This is a genomic window from Facklamia sp. P13064, assembly GCF_050409425.1.
GTDB lineage: Bacteria > Bacillota > Bacilli > Lactobacillales > Aerococcaceae > Facklamia.
The window spans coordinates 139,264-157,969 of sequence record NZ_JBNUPM010000001.1 but is presented as its reverse complement, the minus strand read 5'-3'; the positions used below and the strand labels follow the sequence as shown (position 1 = coordinate 157,969).

Below are 18,706 nucleotides of genomic sequence, written 5' to 3'. Positions count from 1 at the left end.
ATCTAACATTGTAATTTTTAATGTATTCCCTTACAATATAAGGGAATTCAAAAACAGAGTAGGTTATTTACGTAAAGTGCTTCTAGATGGGATGTCGCTAGAAGACGAAGTGATTCTCACGCGATAGATAATCGCCTCCGCTGTTTTCATCTTGTGGAGGGCACTCTTTTGAAGAGTGCTCTTTTTTGAGTCAAACTATCTAAGTGGGGAGAGTAAAACATGCAAGCAAATCCAAAAAAACAGCCAGTCTTTCGCTTTAACCATCGTGAGATTAAGCATGGCGACCCGACCATTCTCTGTGGAATCGTCAATGTGACCCCAGATTCTTTTTCAGATGGAGGAAAATGGTTTGGTCTAGAAGTGGCCTGTAAGCGAGCGATGGAATTGATTAAGCAAGGTTGTCAAATGATTGATATCGGAGGAGAATCTACCCGTCCGGGGTCGACTTATGTGGCCGTAGAAGAAGAAATCCAACGTGTCGTCCCAGTTATCAAGGCCCTAAGAGCGCAATCTGATGTAATAATCTCAGTTGATACTTGGAAAGCTGAGGTTGCTCAAGCAGCGCTTGCAGCCGGAGCCGATATTATCAACGATATTACTGGACTTTTAGGTGACCCGCGCATGGCCTCAGTGATTGCACCAACTCAAGCTGGTGTCATTGTGATGGCTAATCCAGTAATTGTCCGTCCAGACCATCCTTCCGCCAAGGTCTTTCCGCAGTTTGGAGCAGAAGGCGTCTTTAGCAAAGCAGAATTGGACGCTTTTGCCAAAATGGACGCTGTTGAATTGATGGATAAGTATTTTGATAAGTCTTTAAAGTATGCGGCTGAAGCGGGTATCAAAAAAGACCGCATCGCACTTGACCCAGGAATCGGCTTTGGTTTAACTAAACGTGAGAACTACCAATTAATCCATCAAGCCAATCGGATTCACCAAAAAGGCTTTACCTGCTTCTTAGGGGTTTCTCGTAAACGCTTTATTCAAAACACCCTGCAAGAAGCTGGCTTTAATGTAGATGTTGAAACCGAAGAAGGATTCAAACAAAGAGACGAAGGCTCTGCTGCCTTATCCGCTATCGCTGCTTTTATGGGTATCGAAATGCTTAGGGTTCATGTGGGAAGCTCTCACCGGATTGCTTCGTTAATTGGTAACCACTTGCGCTTATCTGATAGCTTAGAGGATACAAATTTTGCTGCTTATCCACTTAAATAGGAGGAGTTATGTTTAAGATAAAATTAAATAACATGCGTTTTTATTCGCATATTGGCTATTTTCCTGAAGAGAAGAAATTAGGTCAAAATATCGCTGTTGATCTGACGGTGACCATGAAGGCCAGTCTCACGCGAGATGATTTAAATGAAACAGTCTCTTATGCGCATTTTTATGATCTAGTTGCTGAATATATAAAAAAAACACGGGTCGACTTGATTGAAACAGTTGCTTTTGACCTTTTAGATTTAATAAAACAATCCAATCCACAACTAATTAGTCAGGTCAAAGTCAATGTTCGCAAATTACAATTACCCATCGATGGTATTTTAGATTCTGCCGAAATTGAATTGGAGGGATAGAGGATGGCAACTGTTTATCTGAGTGTCGGATCTAACTTAGGAGATCGGATGGCTAATCTGCGAAAGGGGCAAGAGCTGTTAGCGACTCATCCACAAATTGAAGTCTTAAAAGCCTCGGCCTATTATCAGACTTCTCCAGTAGGAGGAGTCGTGCAAGATGACTTCATTAATCAAGCTCTCGCCATTGAAACAGACTTAGATCCTTATGACTTATTGGACTACCTTCATGAAATAGAAGCCAAGTTACTAAGAAAGCGATTGATCGTTTGGGGACCTAGAACTTTAGATATGGATATCTTATATTTTGGCCATCTAGAAAGTGAAGACCCTCAGCTAACTTTACCGCATCCCGAAATAATGAACCGTTTGTTTGTGTTAATTCCTTTAAAAGAAATTATTGACACCAATTTTTATGCTTATTGTCAAATTAATCAAGCCATTGAACATTTAGAAAAGACACAAGACCAAAGAATAGAAAGAGTGGTAGAAAATGAAAGAAATTAATTTGAATCGTATAGAAGAATTAGTTCGTGAGCTTTTAATCGAAATCGGAGAAGACCCAGATCGTGAGGGGCTCATTGAAACACCTAAACGTGTTGCCAAGTCGCTAAAGGAAATTACAGCTTCTACTCGCTTAGAAGAATTTACGGAAGGAAAAATGTTCCCAACCGATGCCAGTCCTAATCAACAAATGGTGGCAGTCAATAATATCCCTTTTTATTCTATGTGTGAACATCATATGTTACCCTTCTTTGGGAATGTTCATGTAGGCTATCTTCCACAAGATGGACAAATTATTGGCCTGTCAAAAATACCAAGATTGGTAAACTATGCTGCAAGAAAGTTAAATGTGCAAGAAAATATTACGCGTGAAGTCGCTGAGGTTTTGATGGAGATTACCCATGCTAAGGGAGTAGCTGTGGTGGTTGATGCCCGTCATATGTGTGTGGAAATGCGCGGGGTCCAAAAAGTCAACTCCATTACCCGTACCAATTATTATTTAGGCGCCTTTAATGAAGATGTTCAGTTGCGGAATGAATTTCTGCAGTCTTTACCTAAGGTGAACGCCTTATGATTAACAGTTTGACCGATGATTTACCAACTATTCTTTATGGTGAAGGAGACCGTCTAAGTGTTTTAAAAGCCATGTTGAAACAATTGGGCCAACCGGACCAAACCGTTAAAATCATCCATATTGCGGGAACTAATGGTAAGGGGTCAACTGCTAATATGATTTCTCATTTATTACTTGCTCATGGATATCGCACAGGACTATTTACCAGTCCTCATTTATATTCAGAATGTGAAAGTATTAAAGTCAATGACCAAATGATTAGTCAGTCAGATTTTAGCTGTATCATGGCGGAAGTTCACCGAGCGGCGATTGTGTTAGGCTTAGACCCACAAAAAGATTTGTCACAATTTGAGACCACCTTTTTGATTGGGATCCTTTATTATGCCCATTTAGCCTGTGATTATCTAGTTTTAGAATGTGGTGTAGGTGGGGGCCTTGATGCGACCAATGCAATTAGCCACTCTGAATATGCCATCTTTACTAAAATTGGTATGGATCATTTAAATTTACTGGGGGATTCTTTGCAAGCTATCGTAGAGACTAAAGCTGGTATTATCCGTTCAAATCAACAAGTCATTGTGGCGCCGAACCAAAAGAACGGAGTGGTTGAGCGTCTTAAACAAATAAGCTCGGAGCAAAAAAGTTCTTTCCATGATAGCTCTGACCAAAAGATTGTTTACAAGCGTCCACATTATTTTCAAGTGGAACTAAATCAAAAAAGTTTTGAACTCTACTTGCCCTTATTAGGGACTTTCCAAAATGAAAATTTAAAGACCGTCTTTAAATGGTATCAAGTATGGTTGGAAAGTGAACAACCTTCTCCTATAGAGACTGACATGACAAAAGCTTTTAAAGACTTAAGAATGGTAGGACGTTTTGAAAAAGTGCAAAGCACTCCCGACATTATCCTAGATGCTGCTCATAATTTAGATGCCATTCAAGAATTAATCTCTAGCATCCAATCATTATATGCTGGTCAAAAGTTGAGCATTTTGTGTGGTTTTCTCAAAGACAAAGATGTACCGGCTATTCTAGATGAATTATTAAAATTAACTGCTGATTTTTATGTGACCCAGCCCGATTTTCCAGATCGAGCGATGGATACCAAAGAGCTAGCAAAACTTTTTGAACAAAAAGGAAGCTCAGTGATTTCTTATCCGGATAGTCGTGCAGGCTTAAAACAACTGATGGAAGACCAAGACGATCCTATTATGGTTGTGGGATCTTTCCATCTGATAAAAAAAGTGAGGGATTTGTTTGCAACAAATTAATGCAGCAGAGCTTTTGAATAATGCGCAAGAATTGATTAAAGTCTCACCCTTCTTTAATCAGAAGAAGTTTTTAAGGCTCCAAGAAATAATGGATCAATATCCTGCAAGCAATCTCTTGGACCGCAAAAGTCCATTGCACTTATCAGCTTCAGCCTTGGTTTTTCAAGATCAGTCTTTAGTTTTTATTCATCATCCTTATTTACATAAAACTTTATTACCCGCAGGACACGTGGAAATAGGGGAGACCCCTCAAACAACAGCCTTGCGTGAGCTATACGAAGAAACGGGTTTAAAATTCACCTCCCTTACTCAGTCCGAATTAGTAGACCTTAATCTATTTGCCATCCCCGCTAACCCACAAAAAGGCGAAGGGGCTCATTATCATCTAGATTTTAGGTACTACTTCCAAGGGACCACTAAACAAAGCGCTCAATCAGAATTGGCTGTTCACTTATTAGCAGAAGATCAAGCTCCAGACGAATTTCAGCCCTATTTCCAATTAATTAAGAAAACCCCTTGATTATGAGACTGCTTTAAACTATAATTAATCATTGTTCTGTATGAAAATTCAGAACAATGCCCTCGCTCGGTTTAGCGCATCACCAACGCTTTACTTAGCTAGTGGAAATAAATTAGAAAGAGGTGAATAATATGGCATTAACACAAGAACGTAAAACTGAAATCATGAAAGAATACGCACGTCACGAAGGTGATACCGGTTCTGTTGAGGTTCAAGTTGCTGTCTTAACAGAAGACATCAACAATTTAAACGACCATATTAAAACACATAAGAAAGATTTTCACTCTTATCGTGGATTAATGAAGAAAATTGGTCACCGTCGTAACCTTCTTGCTTACCTACGTAACAAGGACGTTACTCGTTACCGTGATTTAATTAAAAGATTAGGATTACGTCGTTAATCCTGCGACTAAAGGATGGCAATTAGCCATCCTTTTTGTTATATTACTAGTAGATTTGTTCGGAGTTTCACACTATACAAAAATGAGTCGTTTAAACTTTAAACGGTTGATTTTTGTTTAGTGCTACTCCGAATGATTAAAAATTTAAAAGGAGTTATGTTATGACAACTAAACAAGTATTTGAAACAAATTGGGGAGGCCGTCCCTTAATTGTTGAAGTAGGACAAATGGCTAAACAAGCCAATGGAGCAGTTTTAGTACGTTATGGCGATACAGTCGTTTTGACTGCTGCTGTCGCTTCCAAATCCCCTTCACCGATGAATTTCTTCCCCTTAACGGTTCACTACATTGAAAAAATGTATGCGGTTGGTAAGGTGCCAGGTGGTTTCTTAAAACGTGAGGGTAGACCTTCTGATAACGCGACCCTGACTGCCCGCTTAATTGACCGTCCAATCCGCCCAATGTTTCCTGAAGGCGTGCGGAATGAAATTCAAATTACTAATACAGTCCTTTCAGTTCAACAAGATTGCTCACCAGAGATGGCAGCTATGTTTGGTTCTTCGCTAGCATTGGCTATTTCAGATATACCATTTGATGGACCGATTGCCGGAGTGGATGTGGGACGTGTCGATGGTGAATTTGTTATCAACCCTACACCCGACCAAAAAGAAGTTTCTGAGATTGATTTAACCGTAGCAGGGACTGCGACCGCGATCAACATGGTAGAATCTTCTGCTAAGGAAGCATCAGAAGAGGATATGCTGGAAGCCTTATTGTTTGGACACGCTAATATTCAAGAATTAGTGGCCTTTCAAAAAGAGATTGTCCAAGCAGTTGGAAAAGAAAAATTTGAATTTGAATTAGTTCAAATCGATCAAGAAATCACTGAGCAAGTCAAGAGCTTATACAATGAAAAAATGGTTACAGCTGTTAAAACACAGGAAAAACAAGCCCGCGATGAAGCGGTTAATCAATTGAGTGAAGAAGCTGAAGTTTTCTTTAGTGAAAAGTATGCCGAAGCAGAAGATTTAGAAGAGAAACTGAAAGATGTTTCTTCGGCTATGCAGGACTTAGAAAAAGAAGTCGTTCGTCGGTTGATTACCCATGACCGTATTCGTCCAGATGGTCGTCAAATAGATGAAATTCGTCCTTTGGAATCTTTGGCTGGCATTTTACCACGTACCCATGGTTCAGGACTCTTCACCCGTGGACAAACGCAAGCTTTATCAGTAGCTACCTTGGCTCCTTTATCCGAACATCAAATTATTGATGGTCTTGGATTAGAAGAAGGCAAACGCTTCATGCATCATTATAACTTCCCTAACTTCTCAGTAGGAGAAACCGGACGAGTGGGTTCACCAGGTCGTCGTGAAATTGGTCACGGTGCGCTAGGTGAGAAAGCTTTAACCCAAGTGATTCCTTCAGAAGAAGAATTTCCATACGTTATTCGTTTAGTGGCTGAAGTATTAGAATCCAACGGTTCTTCTTCACAAGCATCCATTTGTGCCGGTACGCTGGCATTAATGGATGCCGGTGTTCCGATTAAAGCACCGGTGGCAGGAATTGCTATGGGCTTAGTGATGGACGGTGATAACTACACTGTCCTAACCGATATCCAAGGCTTAGAAGACCACTTAGGCGATATGGACTTTAAAGTGGCGGGGACTGCCGAAGGCATTACGGCCTTACAAATGGATATTAAGATAAAAGGAATTACTAAGGCCATTTTAGAAGAAGCTTTAGCCCAAGCTAAAAAAGCCCGTCTCGAAATCCTAGATAATATCACTCGTGAATTAGCTCAACCACGACCAGAATTAAGTCCTTATGCACCGAAGATTGAAATGGTTCAAATTGATCCTGAAAAAATTAAGGTGGTTATTGGTAAGGGTGGTGACACCATTAACTCCATTATTGACCAAACTGGCGTTAAGATGGATATTTCTCAAGAAGGACAAGTTAGCATTGCTTCTTCAGATTTAGCTATGATTAAAAAGGCAAAAGAGATTGTGCTTAGCTTAGTTGAAGATGTGGAAGTCAATAAAATATACGAAGGTAAAGTTATTAGAATTGAGAAGTATGGTTGCTTTGTGGAAGTCCTACCTGGTAAATCAGGTTTGCTTCACATCTCTCAAATTGATCATCGTCGCATTGAAAAGGTCGAAGATGTCTTTGATATTGGGGATACTGTAACAGTCAAAGTAACCAGTATCGATGAAAAAGGTCGGATTGATTTATCACGTAAAGTGTTAATGCAAAAGCCAGAATAATTATTAACGATAAATTTAATAAGTCTTAGCCCCCTCCTATAAATGAAGGGGGCTTATTCTAATTCATTAGTCTTTAATCAGTAGTCGTTGAGGTGGAAAGAGGCTCAAATTTTAATTTAAGGTGGTCTATGTTATAATAACTGAGATAAGCCAGAATTTGACCCCTTAACGGAGATCAAGCTGCTAAGCGTTTAATAAAATATGAAAAAATAATAATAGAGGTGTATTATGAGTGAGATTAAAGTTATTCCCTTAGGTGGTGTTCGCGAAGAAGGCAAGAATATGTATTTGGTCGAAGTCGATCAAGCCATATTTGTGCTAGATTGTGGGCTATTGTATCCACAAGATGATTTATTAGGAATTGATATGGTGATTCCAGACTTCACCTATTTAGAAGAAAATGCTGAGCGTGTAGTGGGGATTTTCTTGTCACATGGGCATGCCGATGCAGTAGGTGCCTTACCTTATTTATTAGATAAGATTGATGCCCCGGTTTTTGGAACCCAGTTAACGATTGAATTGGCTTCTATTTCTGCTCGTAGACAAGGACACGATGACCGCCTTGAAAATTTCCATGTGATTGATTCAGAAACTGAAATTGAATTTGGTGATGTCAATGTTTCTTTCTTCCCTACCACTCACACCATTCCAGATTCAGTCGGAATCGTGATAGATACTAAAGATGGGGCGATTGTCTTCACAGGCGATTTCCGCTTTGATCCTTCAGCTTCTCAAGCTTACCGCACTGATTTTGGTCGGTTGACAGACTTAGGTAAGAAAAAGGTTCTTGCCTTATTGAGTGACTCTGCTGAGGCAGAATCACCAGTGGAAAATGTGAATGATCGTGTTATTACAGAAGAAATAACAGAAGTCTTCCGCAATGCGCGAGGAAGAGTGATAGTAGGGACGATTGGCTCGAACATTATGCGTATTCAGCAAGTCTTAGAAGCAGCTCACCATTCAAGACGAACCATTTTCTTCCCAACCAAAGACCTTTACGAAATTGTCGATGTCGCTTTAAAGTTAGATAAAATTTCTATTCCAAGTCGTGATGTCTTTGGTAATTTTAAAAATATCGATAAATATCAAGAGGATCAAATTGTTATTCTGGCTACTGGCGATGTGGGCGAACCGATTCAAACTATCCAAGCCATGGCTCAAGGTAAGCATAAAACAGTCACCATAAAGGAAGATGATACGGTTTATATTGCAACCACTCCATCTGTTTCAATGGAAAAGAGTGTGACTCGTACCAAAGATATGATTTATAGAGCCGGTGCTCGGGTTATGAGTGTGACAGACCACTTTAAGACATCGGGTCATGCTACACCCAATGATTTAAAATTAATGTTAAACTTTATTCAACCGGACTTTTTACTTCCAGTCAGTGGGGAATACCGTATGTTAAGAGCCCACGGTGATCTAGCCTTGCAAGTGGGAATGTCTGAAGATCAAATTATTATCCCATCTATTGGAGATGTATTAAGCTTTGAAAACGGAAAAGTTATCCAAGCAGGTCAGGTGACAGCAGGGGATGTCTTAGTCGATGGAAGTGGCGTAGGCGATATTGGGAATGTGGTTTTAAGAGACCGTCGTATTTTAAGTGAAGACGGAATTTTCGTTGTAGTCGCGACTATTTCACGTCGTTTGAAGAAAATTCTAGTTGGCCCACAAATTACCTCGCGTGGTTTCGTCTTTATGAAAACTTCCATTGATTTAATTGAAGCTTGTTCAGATATTACGCTAGATGTTTTAGAAAAACACATTGTTTCAGATGATTTTGATTGGAATAATCTTAAGGGCGATCTGCGTGAAAAAATTGGTAAGTATCTATATAAGGAGACTAAACGTCGTCCGGTTATCCTACCGATTATTATGGAAGCTTCAAATTATCAAGTAAAAAAAGGTGATAAATAATTATGAATAAACGCAGTATTAGACAATTTTGGGACATGGTGATTGCTCTTGTCCTATCCCTAATCTTGTTTTTTGTGTCTGATGAAGTAGCCATTAATTTTTTGGGGCTTGAGCTAATTATTGCCTTAATTCCTTTAATGTGGTTGGCATTGCGCCATGGCGCCCCATCAGCTATTATTAGCGGACTTTTGGTAGGAATTATCCAAGGAGTGCTTAACGGGGGATTAGATGATGGGTTAGTCTTAATCGTTCAATGGATTGCTCCCATCTTAGCAGTAGGAGTAACCGGTTTATTTGCGAAATATACACAAAAGACCTTGAACAATAAACGTTACTCTTCTACTTATTTGAATATCTTCACTGGCAGTCTTTTAGCTTTAATATTATTTATTGCTATTCGCCAACTGATTGTGCCATTTGCCTTGGGTGAAGAAGTCTTATTTGAGTTCAATAATCTTAACCATTGGCTAGGTCTTTTATTATCCTGGCTGCTATCAGCAAGTGTCCTAGTGCTGCTTGCGCGATTTATGCCACAAACAATTATTCCCAAACGCAGTAAATATCTTTCACGCAAAGAAACTTCTAGTTTATTAAATGATTAACAAAATTAATTAAAGCCCCCATCTTAATGATGAGGGCTTTTAAAAAACAGCGGGGAGGATGCTGTTTTAATCAAATCTTTAATCGATTAATGGACTTAAGCAATTAAAGTTTCTGTGATGGCAGTCACATTAATAATTTGATTCAAATTTAAAAGGAAGTGATTGGCTCCTACTTGCAGGCTAACGTTGTTTTGTGAACCAATTGGAGCCAGTACATATGCTTCCATTTCGGTCATATCCATTGTTTGATCGGGTAAATAATATTCAATGAGTATGTTTAAAGGAACTTGCTTGATATAAGCTTGATGAAGGATTCTTTCAACTTGTGCAAGGGGCATCATTTCAATAGATTCTTTGATAAGTGGAGTGGGTTGAAAGAAAGGTTGAAAAAGGGATTGGCTTACACGGCCAAGCCAGTTAGTTTGTCTTTTGATGGGTAATTCCATAAAAACCTCTCCTTTAATATCGAACGTTTGTTTGTAATTATATTATACGAACAAAGGTTCTTTTTGTCAACCTTTTTACGAACAAATTTTCGCATTTCATAATGGCTGTATTTTATTTATTTTTCAGCTTATCTTTATGTAGAGAGTGAATTGTGGTACTATATAGAACATGAAGTAATGGAGGGAAGTCATGTTAAAACAAAGGGGATTATTAATCGTTTTATCAGGCCCTTCGGGTGTCGGAAAAGGAACAGTTCGCAGCGCGATTTTTGAAGATTCAAATTGTGACTATGTTTATTCTGTTTCAGCAACTACTCGAGAGCGTCGACCAGGTGAATTAGAAGGGGTAGACTACTTCTTTATGAGTAGAGAATCATTTGAGGACTTAATTTCCCAAGAAGCCTTGTTAGAGTACGCGGAATATGTTGGAAATTACTACGGGACGCCGCTAGCATCTATTGAAGAAAATTTAGCGCAAGGACGCGATGTATTTCTTGAAATTGAAGTTCAAGGTGCCCGTAAGGTGAGAGAGAAGATTCCTGAGGGAATTTTCATTTTCTTAGCGCCTCCAAGTCTGAATGAGTTGGAGTCCCGTCTAACCGATCGTGGAACGGATTCCCAAGAAGTAATCGCTCGCCGTATGAATAAAGCTAAAGAGGAAATTGAATTAATGCGTCACTATGATTACGTGGTAGTTAATGATGAAATTTCTGAGGCGGTCGATGAAATTAATGCTATAATTAAAAGTGAACATCTAAGGGTTGAAAGAGTCATGCATTCGATCCAGGCAGATATTAATGCATATTTTGAAGAGGAGGCTAAGCAATCATGATGCTATATCCATCAATTGACGAATTATTGAAAAAAGAACCATCTAAGTATTCTTTAATAACTTTGGCAAGTAAACGTGCTAAACAAATGGAAGATTATAAAATTATGCAATTACAAGATTATCAATCAGATAAACCTGTAGGCAAGGCTTTAGAAGAAGTTGTTGCAGGCGTATTATCCATTAAAAAATAAGAGGGCGAATAAGAAGGCTACTATGCAGATCATTTTTAATGATTTCATAGTAGCTTTTTAATAGGAGGTGAGCGAATGATCGCTGAAGTTATCATTGATATACCTACTGCACAAGTCAATCATAGCTTTGATTACAAAGTAAGTGCTGAAATGCAAGCTTTAATAAAGGTTGGTATGCGAGTGGAAGTTCCTTTTGGATATCGTAACCTAATGGCTTTTGTTGTTCATTTAAAAGATAATAGTGACTATCAAGGGGAATTAAAGGCGATTAGACGCTTGATTGATTACGAATCTTTTTTGAGTCAGGAACTAGTTGAACTTTCTCAAGTGCTTGCCGACCAACTTTATGCTTTTAGGATTTCAGTCCTACAAGCCATGTTGCCAAGTATTTTACGAGTCAAGTATCAAACGGTTGTTACAGTTAAACAGTCTGAAAAATTAGCTGAAGTGCTCGATTGTTCACCTGCAAAGTTAAATCAGCTTGGTGTCACGCGCCAATGGTTGGAAGAAAGGTTGACAGCTAGTCAAATTCGTTCATTATTAGATGAAGAAATTATTCAATTATCTTATCAGTTAATTGATAAAAAAACGCATAAGACCCTTAAGTATATCTTGCCTAATCGTTCACAGGCAGAATACCAAGACTTACTCGATCATTTAGATAAACGCAGTCATAAACAAGGTCAAGTTTTATCAGTCCTCATCGACCATCAATGGACTCAAGCCATAGAGTTCGATCAATTAGCAAAGCTGGCTCAAGTTTCTAAGGCCACCCTTAATACCATGATTAAAAAGGGGTGGTTGACGCTGGAAGAAAGGGAAGTTTATCGGCCTGCTTATCAAGTAGATCAAGCACCTCCTTCCTCAGCCAAAGCCTTATTAGCACAGCAACAAACAGCATTTGAGACTATAAAAAATCACATGACAGCTGAAGAAGCCCAAACCTTTTTATTGCAAGGAGTCACCGGATCAGGTAAAACCGAAGTCTATTTACAATTAATAGCTGAAGCCCTTAAAGCTGGTAAATCAGCGATTCTATTAGTGCCAGAGATTGCCTTAACACCACAAATGGTAGACCAGGTGATTGGTCGCTTTGGCAAAGGCGTTGCCGTTTTGCATTCAGCTTTATCATTGACCGAAAAATATGATGAATGGCGCAGAATCATTCGGCAAGAAGCGAAAGTGGTCGTCGGAGCGCGTTCTTCTATTTTTGCTCCGTTAAAAAATATCGGCATCATTATTATTGATGAAGAACATGAAACAACCTATAAACAAGGAGACAATCCACGTTATCATGCAAGAGAAGTTGCTAAATGGCGATCAAAATACCATCAGTGTCCCTTAGTTTTAGGTTCAGCCACACCTTCTTTAGAATCACGTGCTCGGGCTGAAGTTGGTAAGTATCAATTATTAAGAATGGACCAACGTGTTAATCAACAACCCTTACCACCCGTAACCATAGTGGATATGACTCAGCATTTATTGGATCAAGAAACACTGGAACTTTCTCAACTTTTAGAAGATAAAATTGCCGAAAAATTAGCGTCTAAAGAACAGGTTGTTTTGCTTTTAAATCGCAGAGGCTATGCCTCTTATGTCTTATGCCGTGAATGTGGTCATGTCATTCAATGCCCACATTGTGACATCTCTTTAACTTACCATAAGACTGGAGAAAAGCTTAAATGTCATTATTGTGATTACCAAGTAGGACTGCCAACCAATTGTCCTCAGTGTGGTTCTAAGCATTTGAGAAAACAAGGCATTGGCACTCAAAAAGTAGCCGAAAGTTTAAAGCAACGCTTTCCTCAAACACCCATTATCCGTATGGATAATGACACCACTCGACGCAAGGGCGCTCACAAAAAATTATTAAAAGCATTTGCCAGTCAAGCAGGTTCAATCCTTTTAGGAACACAGATGATTGCTAAAGGTCTCGACTATGAACAGGTAACCCTGGTTGGTGTTATTAATGCAGACACTGGTTTGAACTTACCAGACTTTAGAGCTGCTGAAAAAACCTTTCAGTTGCTGACTCAAGTAGCCGGAAGAACAGGGCGAGGCAAGCTAAAAGGCGAAGTGGTCATTCAAACCTATAATCCTAACCATTATGTGATTCAGCTAGCCAAAAAACATGATTATGACAATTTTTTTTATTACGAAATGCGAAGACGCCATATGAGCCATTATCCTCCTTATTTTTATACAACATTAATTAAGGTGTCTTCTAAAAACCGAGGCAAGGCTCAAAAAATGATCTATCAACTCAAGGATCAATTGATGGACAAAGTGAATACCCAATTAATGATATTAGGTCCCTCAACAGGAGGAATTGAAAGAATCAATGATTATTATCAATTCCATTTGCTCTTAAAATATAAAGAAGTAGACTTAGTTAAAGATCAGCTACAAACTATTCTTCTTGCTAGTCAAGAAAGCCAGGCCAAGGGAGTCTTTGTTCAAATAGACCATGAACCCCAGTATTTTATTTAGAAAGAGGTTATTGAATGAAAAAAATAATTTTTATGGGAACCCCTCCTTTTGCGGCAACCATTCTGAAAGGATTAATTCAACAAGTAGAGTATGAAGTGATTGCAGTAGTGACTCAACCAGATCGTCCAGTTGGTCGAAAACGTATTCTAACACTACCTCCAGTTAAAAAAACAGCTTTAGAAGCTAATATTCCAGTCTTTCAACCGGAAAAGTTAGCCGATTCAAAGGACTATCAGACTCTATTGAATACAGAAGCCGATTTAATCATAACGGCTGCTTACGGACAGAAAATACCACTTGCTTTATTAGAAGCACCCAGTCAAGGGTCTATTAATGTTCATGCTTCACTCTTACCTAAATATCGTGGAGGGGCTCCAATTCATTATGCAATTTGGCGGGGTGAAGAAGAGACGGGTGTAACAATTATGAAAATGACTGAAGAAATGGATGCTGGGGATATTCTCATTCAAACAGTTTTACCGATTTCTGAGAAGGATGATGTGGGCATACTGTTTGAAAAACTGGCTGTCGTTGGTAAAGAATTATTATTGAATTTCTTGCCGAAATTTTTTAATGGGGAGTATGAAGCGACTCCACAAGAATATAGCCAAGTACTATATTCTCCAACCATCAAAAAGCATGAAGAGCAGTTAAATTGGTTGCAAAGTGCGCGTGTCATTGACCGTCATATACGCGCCTTTAGACCTTTTCCAACAACCTATACCCTACTAGATGGTCAAAGAGTAAAAATCTGGCAAGCTCAACCCTTAAAAGAACTGGATGATAATATTGAAAGAATATTAACAGAAGAAATTCCGGGCCAAATTGTTGCTGCTGATGAAGAACACTTCTATGTTCGATGTGGTCAAGATTCCTACTTAGCAGTTAGTGAATACCAACCCGCTGGAAAAAAAAGGATGATGGTTAAAGAATACTTAAAAGGGACACCGGCAGAAAGTTTAATTGGTAAGATATTCGACAGTGAAAAGGACTAATAAATAATGAAAATTAAACAAAGAAGCCAAACAAAATTGAAAAACAATCTCCGCTGGGACATGCTGAGATTGTTAGATCAAATTGATAACCAAGACCAATATTCTAATATCGTGATAGATAATTATCTGGCTTCAAGTAATCGAAGCAGTCAAGATAAAAATTTAGTGGTTAAGGTGGTTTACGGTAGTGTCCAACGTCGCTTGACCTTGGATTTCTATTTACAGGATTTAGTAAAAGGTAAAATAGAAGATTGGGTACGCAGCCTATTGCGATTATCTATCTATCAAGCTGTTTATTTAGACCGCGTGCCTCAGCACGCTATTGTAAATGAAGCAGTCGAGATAGCCAAAGTAAACGGCCACCAAGGCATTGGAAAATTAGTTAATGCTATTTTACGTAACTTTTTCCGCCAAGAGCTTCAGTCATTGACGGTAATCACAGAACCCTTGGAGAGACTATCGATTGAGCATTCCGTTCCGCTTTGGTTGGTCAAATACTTTGACCAGCACTTACCAGAACATCAGCTCAAAGCATTTCTTTCTAGTTTGAATCAAGTTCCTAATTTGAGTGCTAGAATCAATGGTCCAACAGCCAAACGATCACATATCATGGACCAATTAAAAGAGCAAGGGTTGGCGGTTACTAGCAGTCAAGTTTCTCCTTTTGGTTTTCGAATCACAGCAGGGGATGTCTTTAATAGTCAAGCTTATCAGGAAGGTTTGTTTACCATTCAGGATGAATCATCCATGCTGGTTGCCCCTTTAGGTAAATTGACAGGTTCTGAAAATGTTTTGGATGCATGTGCAGCTCCAGGAGGAAAAGCTAGCCATATTGCTTCACTTCTAACTGATGGACACTTAACAGCTTTAGATATTTCTAAGCATAAGTTAAGTATCTTAAAAGATCATGCCGAGCGGTTAGGCTTAAGTCATAAGATAGATTCAATAGTAACCGATGCCTTGGACTTCCAACCACTTTCTCAAACTGCTTTTGATGTGATATACTTAGATGCACCCTGTTCGGGTATCGGTTTGATGCGTCGTAAACCTGAAATCAAATATCAGAAGTCGCCTGTCGCTATTCAAGAACTGGTTAAATTACAAAAGCAATTATTTAATCATATGCTTTCTTTGCTCAAGCCAGGTGGTCGCTTAGTCTATTCTACTTGCACCCTGACTTATGAGGAAAATGAACAATTAATTGAAGAAATCTTAAAGGAAAATAGTGAGTGGCAAGTGGAGTCCATCCTAGCTGAAGAAGTTTTAACAGATAATGTAATAACTTCCCAAGGCTTTCTTCGCATTTGGCCCCAACAGCATGGAACAGATGGCTTTTTTATCAGTCGTTTTCTTAAAAAAATAGATTGAGGTGAGTTATGAAAATCACTATACATTCAAACATAGGGAGAAAGAGAAGTTCTAACCAAGATTATGCGGATTATTTTTATTCTCAAAACCAACAAATCCTTTTTATTCTATGTGATGGCGTGGGAGGCAACTTGGCAGGAGATATTGCTAGTCAACAAACGACAGAGTTTGTTGGTCGGGCATTCGAAACAATTGATTACCCTATGACCATCACCCAAGCGCATGCTTGGATGACCCAAATGACCAATCAAGTGAATACTTTCATTTTGAATCAAGCAGACCTTAATCCAGATTATGAAGGAATGGGAACGACAATTGTACTTGCAACAATTGTCGAGCAGACCATTCTTATTTGTCATGTCGGTGATTCGCGGGCTTATGCATACGGAGCGGGCCAATTAAAGCAATTAACCGAAGACCATTCTTTAGTCAATGAGTTAATTCGTACAGGTGAAATAACAGTAGAAGAGAGTATTGATCACCCACGTCGTAATGTGGTCACCCAATCCATTGGAACACCAATGGTTTTAGAACCAGCTTTTTCAGAGATTTCTCTTGATAAAGTGGAACTTCTCTTGCTTTGCTCGGATGGTTTAAACGGCATGCTTAAAAATGAAGAAATTGAACAAATAATTAATAATCAAACAGATTTAGACCGCTTAGGTGATGAACTAGTCGCAGCGGCTAATAATGCTGGGGGTCTCGATAATATTACTATTATTCTAGCCAGCGATTTTAATTTGGAGGACGAAGGAGGTGACATTATTCATGGAAATAGGGGATAAACTATCCGATCGTTATGTCCTAACTTCTGTCATTGGTCAAGGCGGCATGGCAAATGTCTTTTTAGCTCATGATTTAATTTTGGATCGAGACGTAGCTGTGAAGGTGTTACGCTATGACTTCCAGGATAATCAAGATGCGATTCGTCGTTTCCAAAGAGAAGCCATTTCAGCCAGTCAACTGCTACATCCCAATATTGTAGAAGTTTATGATGTCGATGAACATGAAAAACAGCAATATATTGTGATGGAATATGTAAAAGGTCAAGACCTTAAAACTTTTATCAAAAAGAATGCACCTGTCCCGCTAGAACTAGTTGTTTCCATTATGGGACAAATTGTAGCGGCTATCGATGTGGCCCACAAAAATCGTATTATTCACCGCGATATAAAACCACAAAACATTTTAATTACTGCAAATAATGTGGTTAAGATTACGGACTTTGGTATTGCTGTGGCTTTATCAGATACTTCGATTACTCAAACCAACACCTTGCTAGGCTCAGTTCATTACCTATCGCCCGAGCAAGCCAAGGGCAATAGTGCAACCACTAAATCAGATATTTATGCCATGGGTGTAGTTTTATATGAGCTAATCACGGGTTCTGTCCCACATGATGGTGAATCCGCAGTTTCGATTGCACTTAAACATTTTCAAGAACCCTTTCCAACTATTCGAGAGCGCTTAGAATATGTTCCTCAAAGCTTAGAGAATGTCGTCTTAAAAGCGACGGCTAAGCAAGCGAAGGATCGTTATCGTACGGCTCAAGAGATGTTTAACGACTTATCTTCTTCTCTTAGTGTCGGACGTATTGATGAAAAACCCTTTATTCCTAGCAGTCAGTTGGATGAATCAGAACAATTTAAATCCATTCAGCCCATTCCAGCCGCTGATCGTGTGTTGACGGAAACAATCGAAGGGCCTGAGCCTTTAAATGAAGAGGAGTTTCCAACTTTTGATTTACCAGATAAAAAGACTAGCCATTTAGGGTCCAAGATTTTTAAAATTCTCTTCTTTGCTACGATATTGTCCTTACTATCTTTAGCTGTCTTTTTCGCCTATCGCTTATTCGTTGCCAGTGTAATCGTTCCTGAATTGGCTGGCCTAGACCAAAAACAAGCCATTGAATTACTAGAAGAGAATGATTTAATGCTAGGCGAAAGTACTGTTGTTTGGGATGATCTTATTCCGCGCGGCCAAATTATTGAAAGTGATCCCCAATCAGGGGACCGCATAAATCGTGGCTCTAAAGTTAATTTAACCTTCTCTGACGGCAAGCCGAGAGTCAAAATCGGTGATTACCTCAATCAAAACTATGAGCCGGTCCGTCGTAAACTAATTGATGCAGGTTTTATAGTTGACTTAAGGTATTTAGCAGCTAGTCAGTCAGAAGCAGGTAAAATTTTAGAACAGAGTATTGCACCGGGTACGGAAGTCGTTCCTGGTGAAAGTTCAATTATTTTAGTAATCGGATCCTATTCTGAGCAAACGACCATGCAAGATTTTACTAATTTATCAATTGATATGGTCTATAAGTTTGCAGACACTTATGGTCTCTATGTAGAAGAAGCTTATCAATATCATGATTATCTACCTGAAGGGATTGTCATTGATCAAGACCCACTTTCAGGCTCACCCATTGCTCAAGGAGACACCATTAAGGTGACGGTTTCTCAAGGTGAAGAAAAAGCAGAAGTGTCGACTGCCACAGAAACGGTATACCTTGATTATGTCCCTAAGTATGCTGAAAATGACTACGAACAAAGCAAGCCATTACCGAATAAAATCCAAGTTTTTATAGGAGATGACCGTAATAATATCACTCAAGTTGCGCGTGAAATTGAAATCACCGAATCGCGTGAAATTCAAATCGTCCTCTATATTCCCGAAGGAGGATCCGGACAGTACCGTGTCTTAAGAGACGGCGAAATTGTCGCACAGTCCTCAGCCGTTTATCCTAATTAAGAATTTGAAGAG

The 18,706-nt window shown here is 39.1% G+C and carries 16 protein-coding genes, 1 pseudogene and 1 riboswitch; of the genes and pseudogenes, 16 read left to right on the top strand and 1 reads right to left on the bottom strand.

The features are described from left to right. The first annotated feature begins 52 nt into the window (after positions 1-52). A riboswitch (THF riboswitch) is annotated at positions 53-145 on the top strand. A gap of 74 nt (positions 146-219) precedes the next feature. From folP to ACQV2S_RS00685, 9 genes and pseudogenes are all read left to right on the top strand, one after another. Next, the gene (gene folP / locus ACQV2S_RS00725; RefSeq protein ID WP_428884826.1) at positions 220-1,212 is read left to right on the top strand and encodes a dihydropteroate synthase; all 993 of its coding nucleotides are present in this window, start codon (positions 220-222) and stop codon (positions 1,210-1,212) included. Positions 1,213-1,220: 8 nt separating this feature from the next. Beyond that, the gene (gene folB / locus ACQV2S_RS00720) at positions 1,221-1,571 is read left to right on the top strand and encodes a dihydroneopterin aldolase (protein ID WP_428874125.1); all 351 of its coding nucleotides are present in this window, start codon (positions 1,221-1,223) and stop codon (positions 1,569-1,571) included. Between the two features lie 3 nt (positions 1,572-1,574). After that, a pseudogene (gene folE / locus ACQV2S_RS00715) lies at positions 1,575-2,646 on the top strand (GTP cyclohydrolase I FolE). Further along, on the top strand, positions 2,643-3,917 hold the full coding sequence (locus ACQV2S_RS00710; RefSeq protein ID WP_428874124.1) for a bifunctional folylpolyglutamate synthase/dihydrofolate synthase: 1,275 nt from the start codon (positions 2,643-2,645) through the stop codon (positions 3,915-3,917). The pseudogene folE and the gene ACQV2S_RS00710 overlap by 4 nt, the downstream one beginning before the upstream one ends. Continuing rightward, positions 3,904-4,437, top strand: a complete 534-nt coding sequence (locus ACQV2S_RS00705) for an NUDIX hydrolase (RefSeq protein ID WP_428874123.1) — start codon at positions 3,904-3,906, stop codon at positions 4,435-4,437. Before ACQV2S_RS00710 ends, ACQV2S_RS00705 begins: the two co-directional genes overlap by 14 nt. 131 nt (positions 4,438-4,568) lie before the next feature. Further along, positions 4,569-4,838, top strand: coding sequence for a 30S ribosomal protein S15 (gene rpsO, locus ACQV2S_RS00700; RefSeq protein WP_428874122.1), 270 nt, complete (start codon positions 4,569-4,571; stop codon positions 4,836-4,838). 161 nt (positions 4,839-4,999) lie between these two features. Continuing rightward, positions 5,000-7,105: a polyribonucleotide nucleotidyltransferase gene (gene pnp, locus ACQV2S_RS00695; protein ID WP_428874121.1), complete on the top strand. Its 2,106-nt coding sequence runs from the start codon at positions 5,000-5,002 to the stop codon at positions 7,103-7,105. A gap of 228 nt (positions 7,106-7,333) precedes the next feature. Then, positions 7,334-9,022, top strand: coding sequence for a ribonuclease J (locus ACQV2S_RS00690; RefSeq protein WP_428873766.1), 1,689 nt, complete (start codon positions 7,334-7,336; stop codon positions 9,020-9,022). A 2-nt stretch (positions 9,023-9,024) separates the two neighbouring features. Beyond that, entirely contained in the window at positions 9,025-9,624 is a 600-nt protein-coding gene (locus ACQV2S_RS00685; protein ID WP_428884825.1) for an energy-coupled thiamine transporter ThiT, read from the top strand. Positions 9,625-9,719: 95 nt separating this feature from the next. On the opposite strand, the gene ACQV2S_RS00680 is transcribed toward ACQV2S_RS00685, so the two are convergent. After that, positions 9,720-10,070, bottom strand: coding sequence for a hypothetical protein (locus ACQV2S_RS00680; protein WP_428873764.1), 351 nt, complete (start codon positions 10,068-10,070; stop codon positions 9,720-9,722). Positions 10,071-10,260: 190 nt separating this feature from the next. Between ACQV2S_RS00680 and gmk the strand changes: the two genes are divergently transcribed. The 7 genes from gmk to pknB all read left to right on the top strand — a co-directional run bounded on the left by gmk (position 10,261) and on the right by pknB (position 18,694). After that, a complete protein-coding gene (gene gmk / locus ACQV2S_RS00675; RefSeq protein WP_428873763.1) occupies positions 10,261-10,902 on the top strand; it encodes a guanylate kinase in 642 nt (213 codons plus the stop codon). Beyond that, the gene (rpoZ, locus tag ACQV2S_RS00670) at positions 10,899-11,093 is read left to right on the top strand and encodes a DNA-directed RNA polymerase subunit omega (protein WP_428884824.1); all 195 of its coding nucleotides are present in this window, start codon (positions 10,899-10,901) and stop codon (positions 11,091-11,093) included. Before gmk ends, rpoZ begins: the two co-directional genes overlap by 4 nt. Before the next feature lie 75 nt (positions 11,094-11,168). Next, the gene (priA, locus tag ACQV2S_RS00665; protein WP_428873761.1) at positions 11,169-13,583 is read left to right on the top strand and encodes a primosomal protein N'; all 2,415 of its coding nucleotides are present in this window, start codon (positions 11,169-11,171) and stop codon (positions 13,581-13,583) included. A gap of 14 nt (positions 13,584-13,597) precedes the next feature. After that, positions 13,598-14,578, top strand: a complete 981-nt coding sequence (gene fmt / locus ACQV2S_RS00660) for a methionyl-tRNA formyltransferase (RefSeq protein ID WP_428873760.1) — start codon at positions 13,598-13,600, stop codon at positions 14,576-14,578. Between the two features lie 6 nt (positions 14,579-14,584). Beyond that, the gene (rsmB, locus tag ACQV2S_RS00655; protein WP_428884823.1) at positions 14,585-15,946 is read left to right on the top strand and encodes a 16S rRNA (cytosine(967)-C(5))-methyltransferase RsmB; all 1,362 of its coding nucleotides are present in this window, start codon (positions 14,585-14,587) and stop codon (positions 15,944-15,946) included. A gap of 8 nt (positions 15,947-15,954) precedes the next feature. Then, entirely contained in the window at positions 15,955-16,731 is a 777-nt protein-coding gene (locus ACQV2S_RS00650) for a Stp1/IreP family PP2C-type Ser/Thr phosphatase (RefSeq protein WP_428873758.1), read from the top strand. Further along, positions 16,715-18,694 carry a Stk1 family PASTA domain-containing Ser/Thr kinase gene (gene pknB, locus ACQV2S_RS00645; protein ID WP_428873757.1) on the top strand — a complete coding sequence of 660 codons (1,980 nt, stop codon included), beginning with the start codon at positions 16,715-16,717 and terminating at the stop codon, positions 18,692-18,694. The genes ACQV2S_RS00650 and pknB overlap by 17 nt, the downstream gene beginning before the upstream one ends. Positions 18,695-18,706: the final 12 nt, after the last annotated feature.

Excerpts from the sequence above, each read along its gene's own strand:
- folP (WP_428884826.1), top strand. The coding sequence starts at position 220 with ATGCAAGCAAATCCAAAAAAACAGCCAGTCTTTCGCTTTAACCATCGT.
- folB (WP_428874125.1), top strand. The coding sequence starts at position 1,221 with ATGTTTAAGATAAAATTAAATAACATGCGTTTTTATTCGCATATTGGC.
- ACQV2S_RS00710 (WP_428874124.1), top strand. The coding sequence starts at position 2,643 with ATGATTAACAGTTTGACCGATGATTTACCAACTATTCTTTATGGTGAA.
- rpsO (WP_428874122.1), top strand. The coding sequence starts at position 4,569 with ATGGCATTAACACAAGAACGTAAAACTGAAATCATGAAAGAATACGCA.
- pnp (WP_428874121.1), top strand. The coding sequence starts at position 5,000 with ATGACAACTAAACAAGTATTTGAAACAAATTGGGGAGGCCGTCCCTTA.
- ACQV2S_RS00690 (WP_428873766.1), top strand. The coding sequence starts at position 7,334 with ATGAGTGAGATTAAAGTTATTCCCTTAGGTGGTGTTCGCGAAGAAGGC.
- ACQV2S_RS00685 (WP_428884825.1), top strand. The coding sequence starts at position 9,025 with ATGAATAAACGCAGTATTAGACAATTTTGGGACATGGTGATTGCTCTT.
- ACQV2S_RS00680 (WP_428873764.1), bottom strand. The coding sequence starts at position 10,070 with ATGGAATTACCCATCAAAAGACAAACTAACTGGCTTGGCCGTGTAAGC.
- gmk (WP_428873763.1), top strand. The coding sequence starts at position 10,261 with ATGTTAAAACAAAGGGGATTATTAATCGTTTTATCAGGCCCTTCGGGT.
- rpoZ (WP_428884824.1), top strand. The coding sequence starts at position 10,899 with ATGATGCTATATCCATCAATTGACGAATTATTGAAAAAAGAACCATCT.
- priA (WP_428873761.1), top strand. The coding sequence starts at position 11,169 with ATGATCGCTGAAGTTATCATTGATATACCTACTGCACAAGTCAATCAT.
- fmt (WP_428873760.1), top strand. The coding sequence starts at position 13,598 with ATGAAAAAAATAATTTTTATGGGAACCCCTCCTTTTGCGGCAACCATT.
- rsmB (WP_428884823.1), top strand. The coding sequence starts at position 14,585 with ATGAAAATTAAACAAAGAAGCCAAACAAAATTGAAAAACAATCTCCGC.
- ACQV2S_RS00650 (WP_428873758.1), top strand. The coding sequence starts at position 15,955 with ATGAAAATCACTATACATTCAAACATAGGGAGAAAGAGAAGTTCTAAC.
- pknB (WP_428873757.1), top strand. The coding sequence starts at position 16,715 with ATGGAAATAGGGGATAAACTATCCGATCGTTATGTCCTAACTTCTGTC.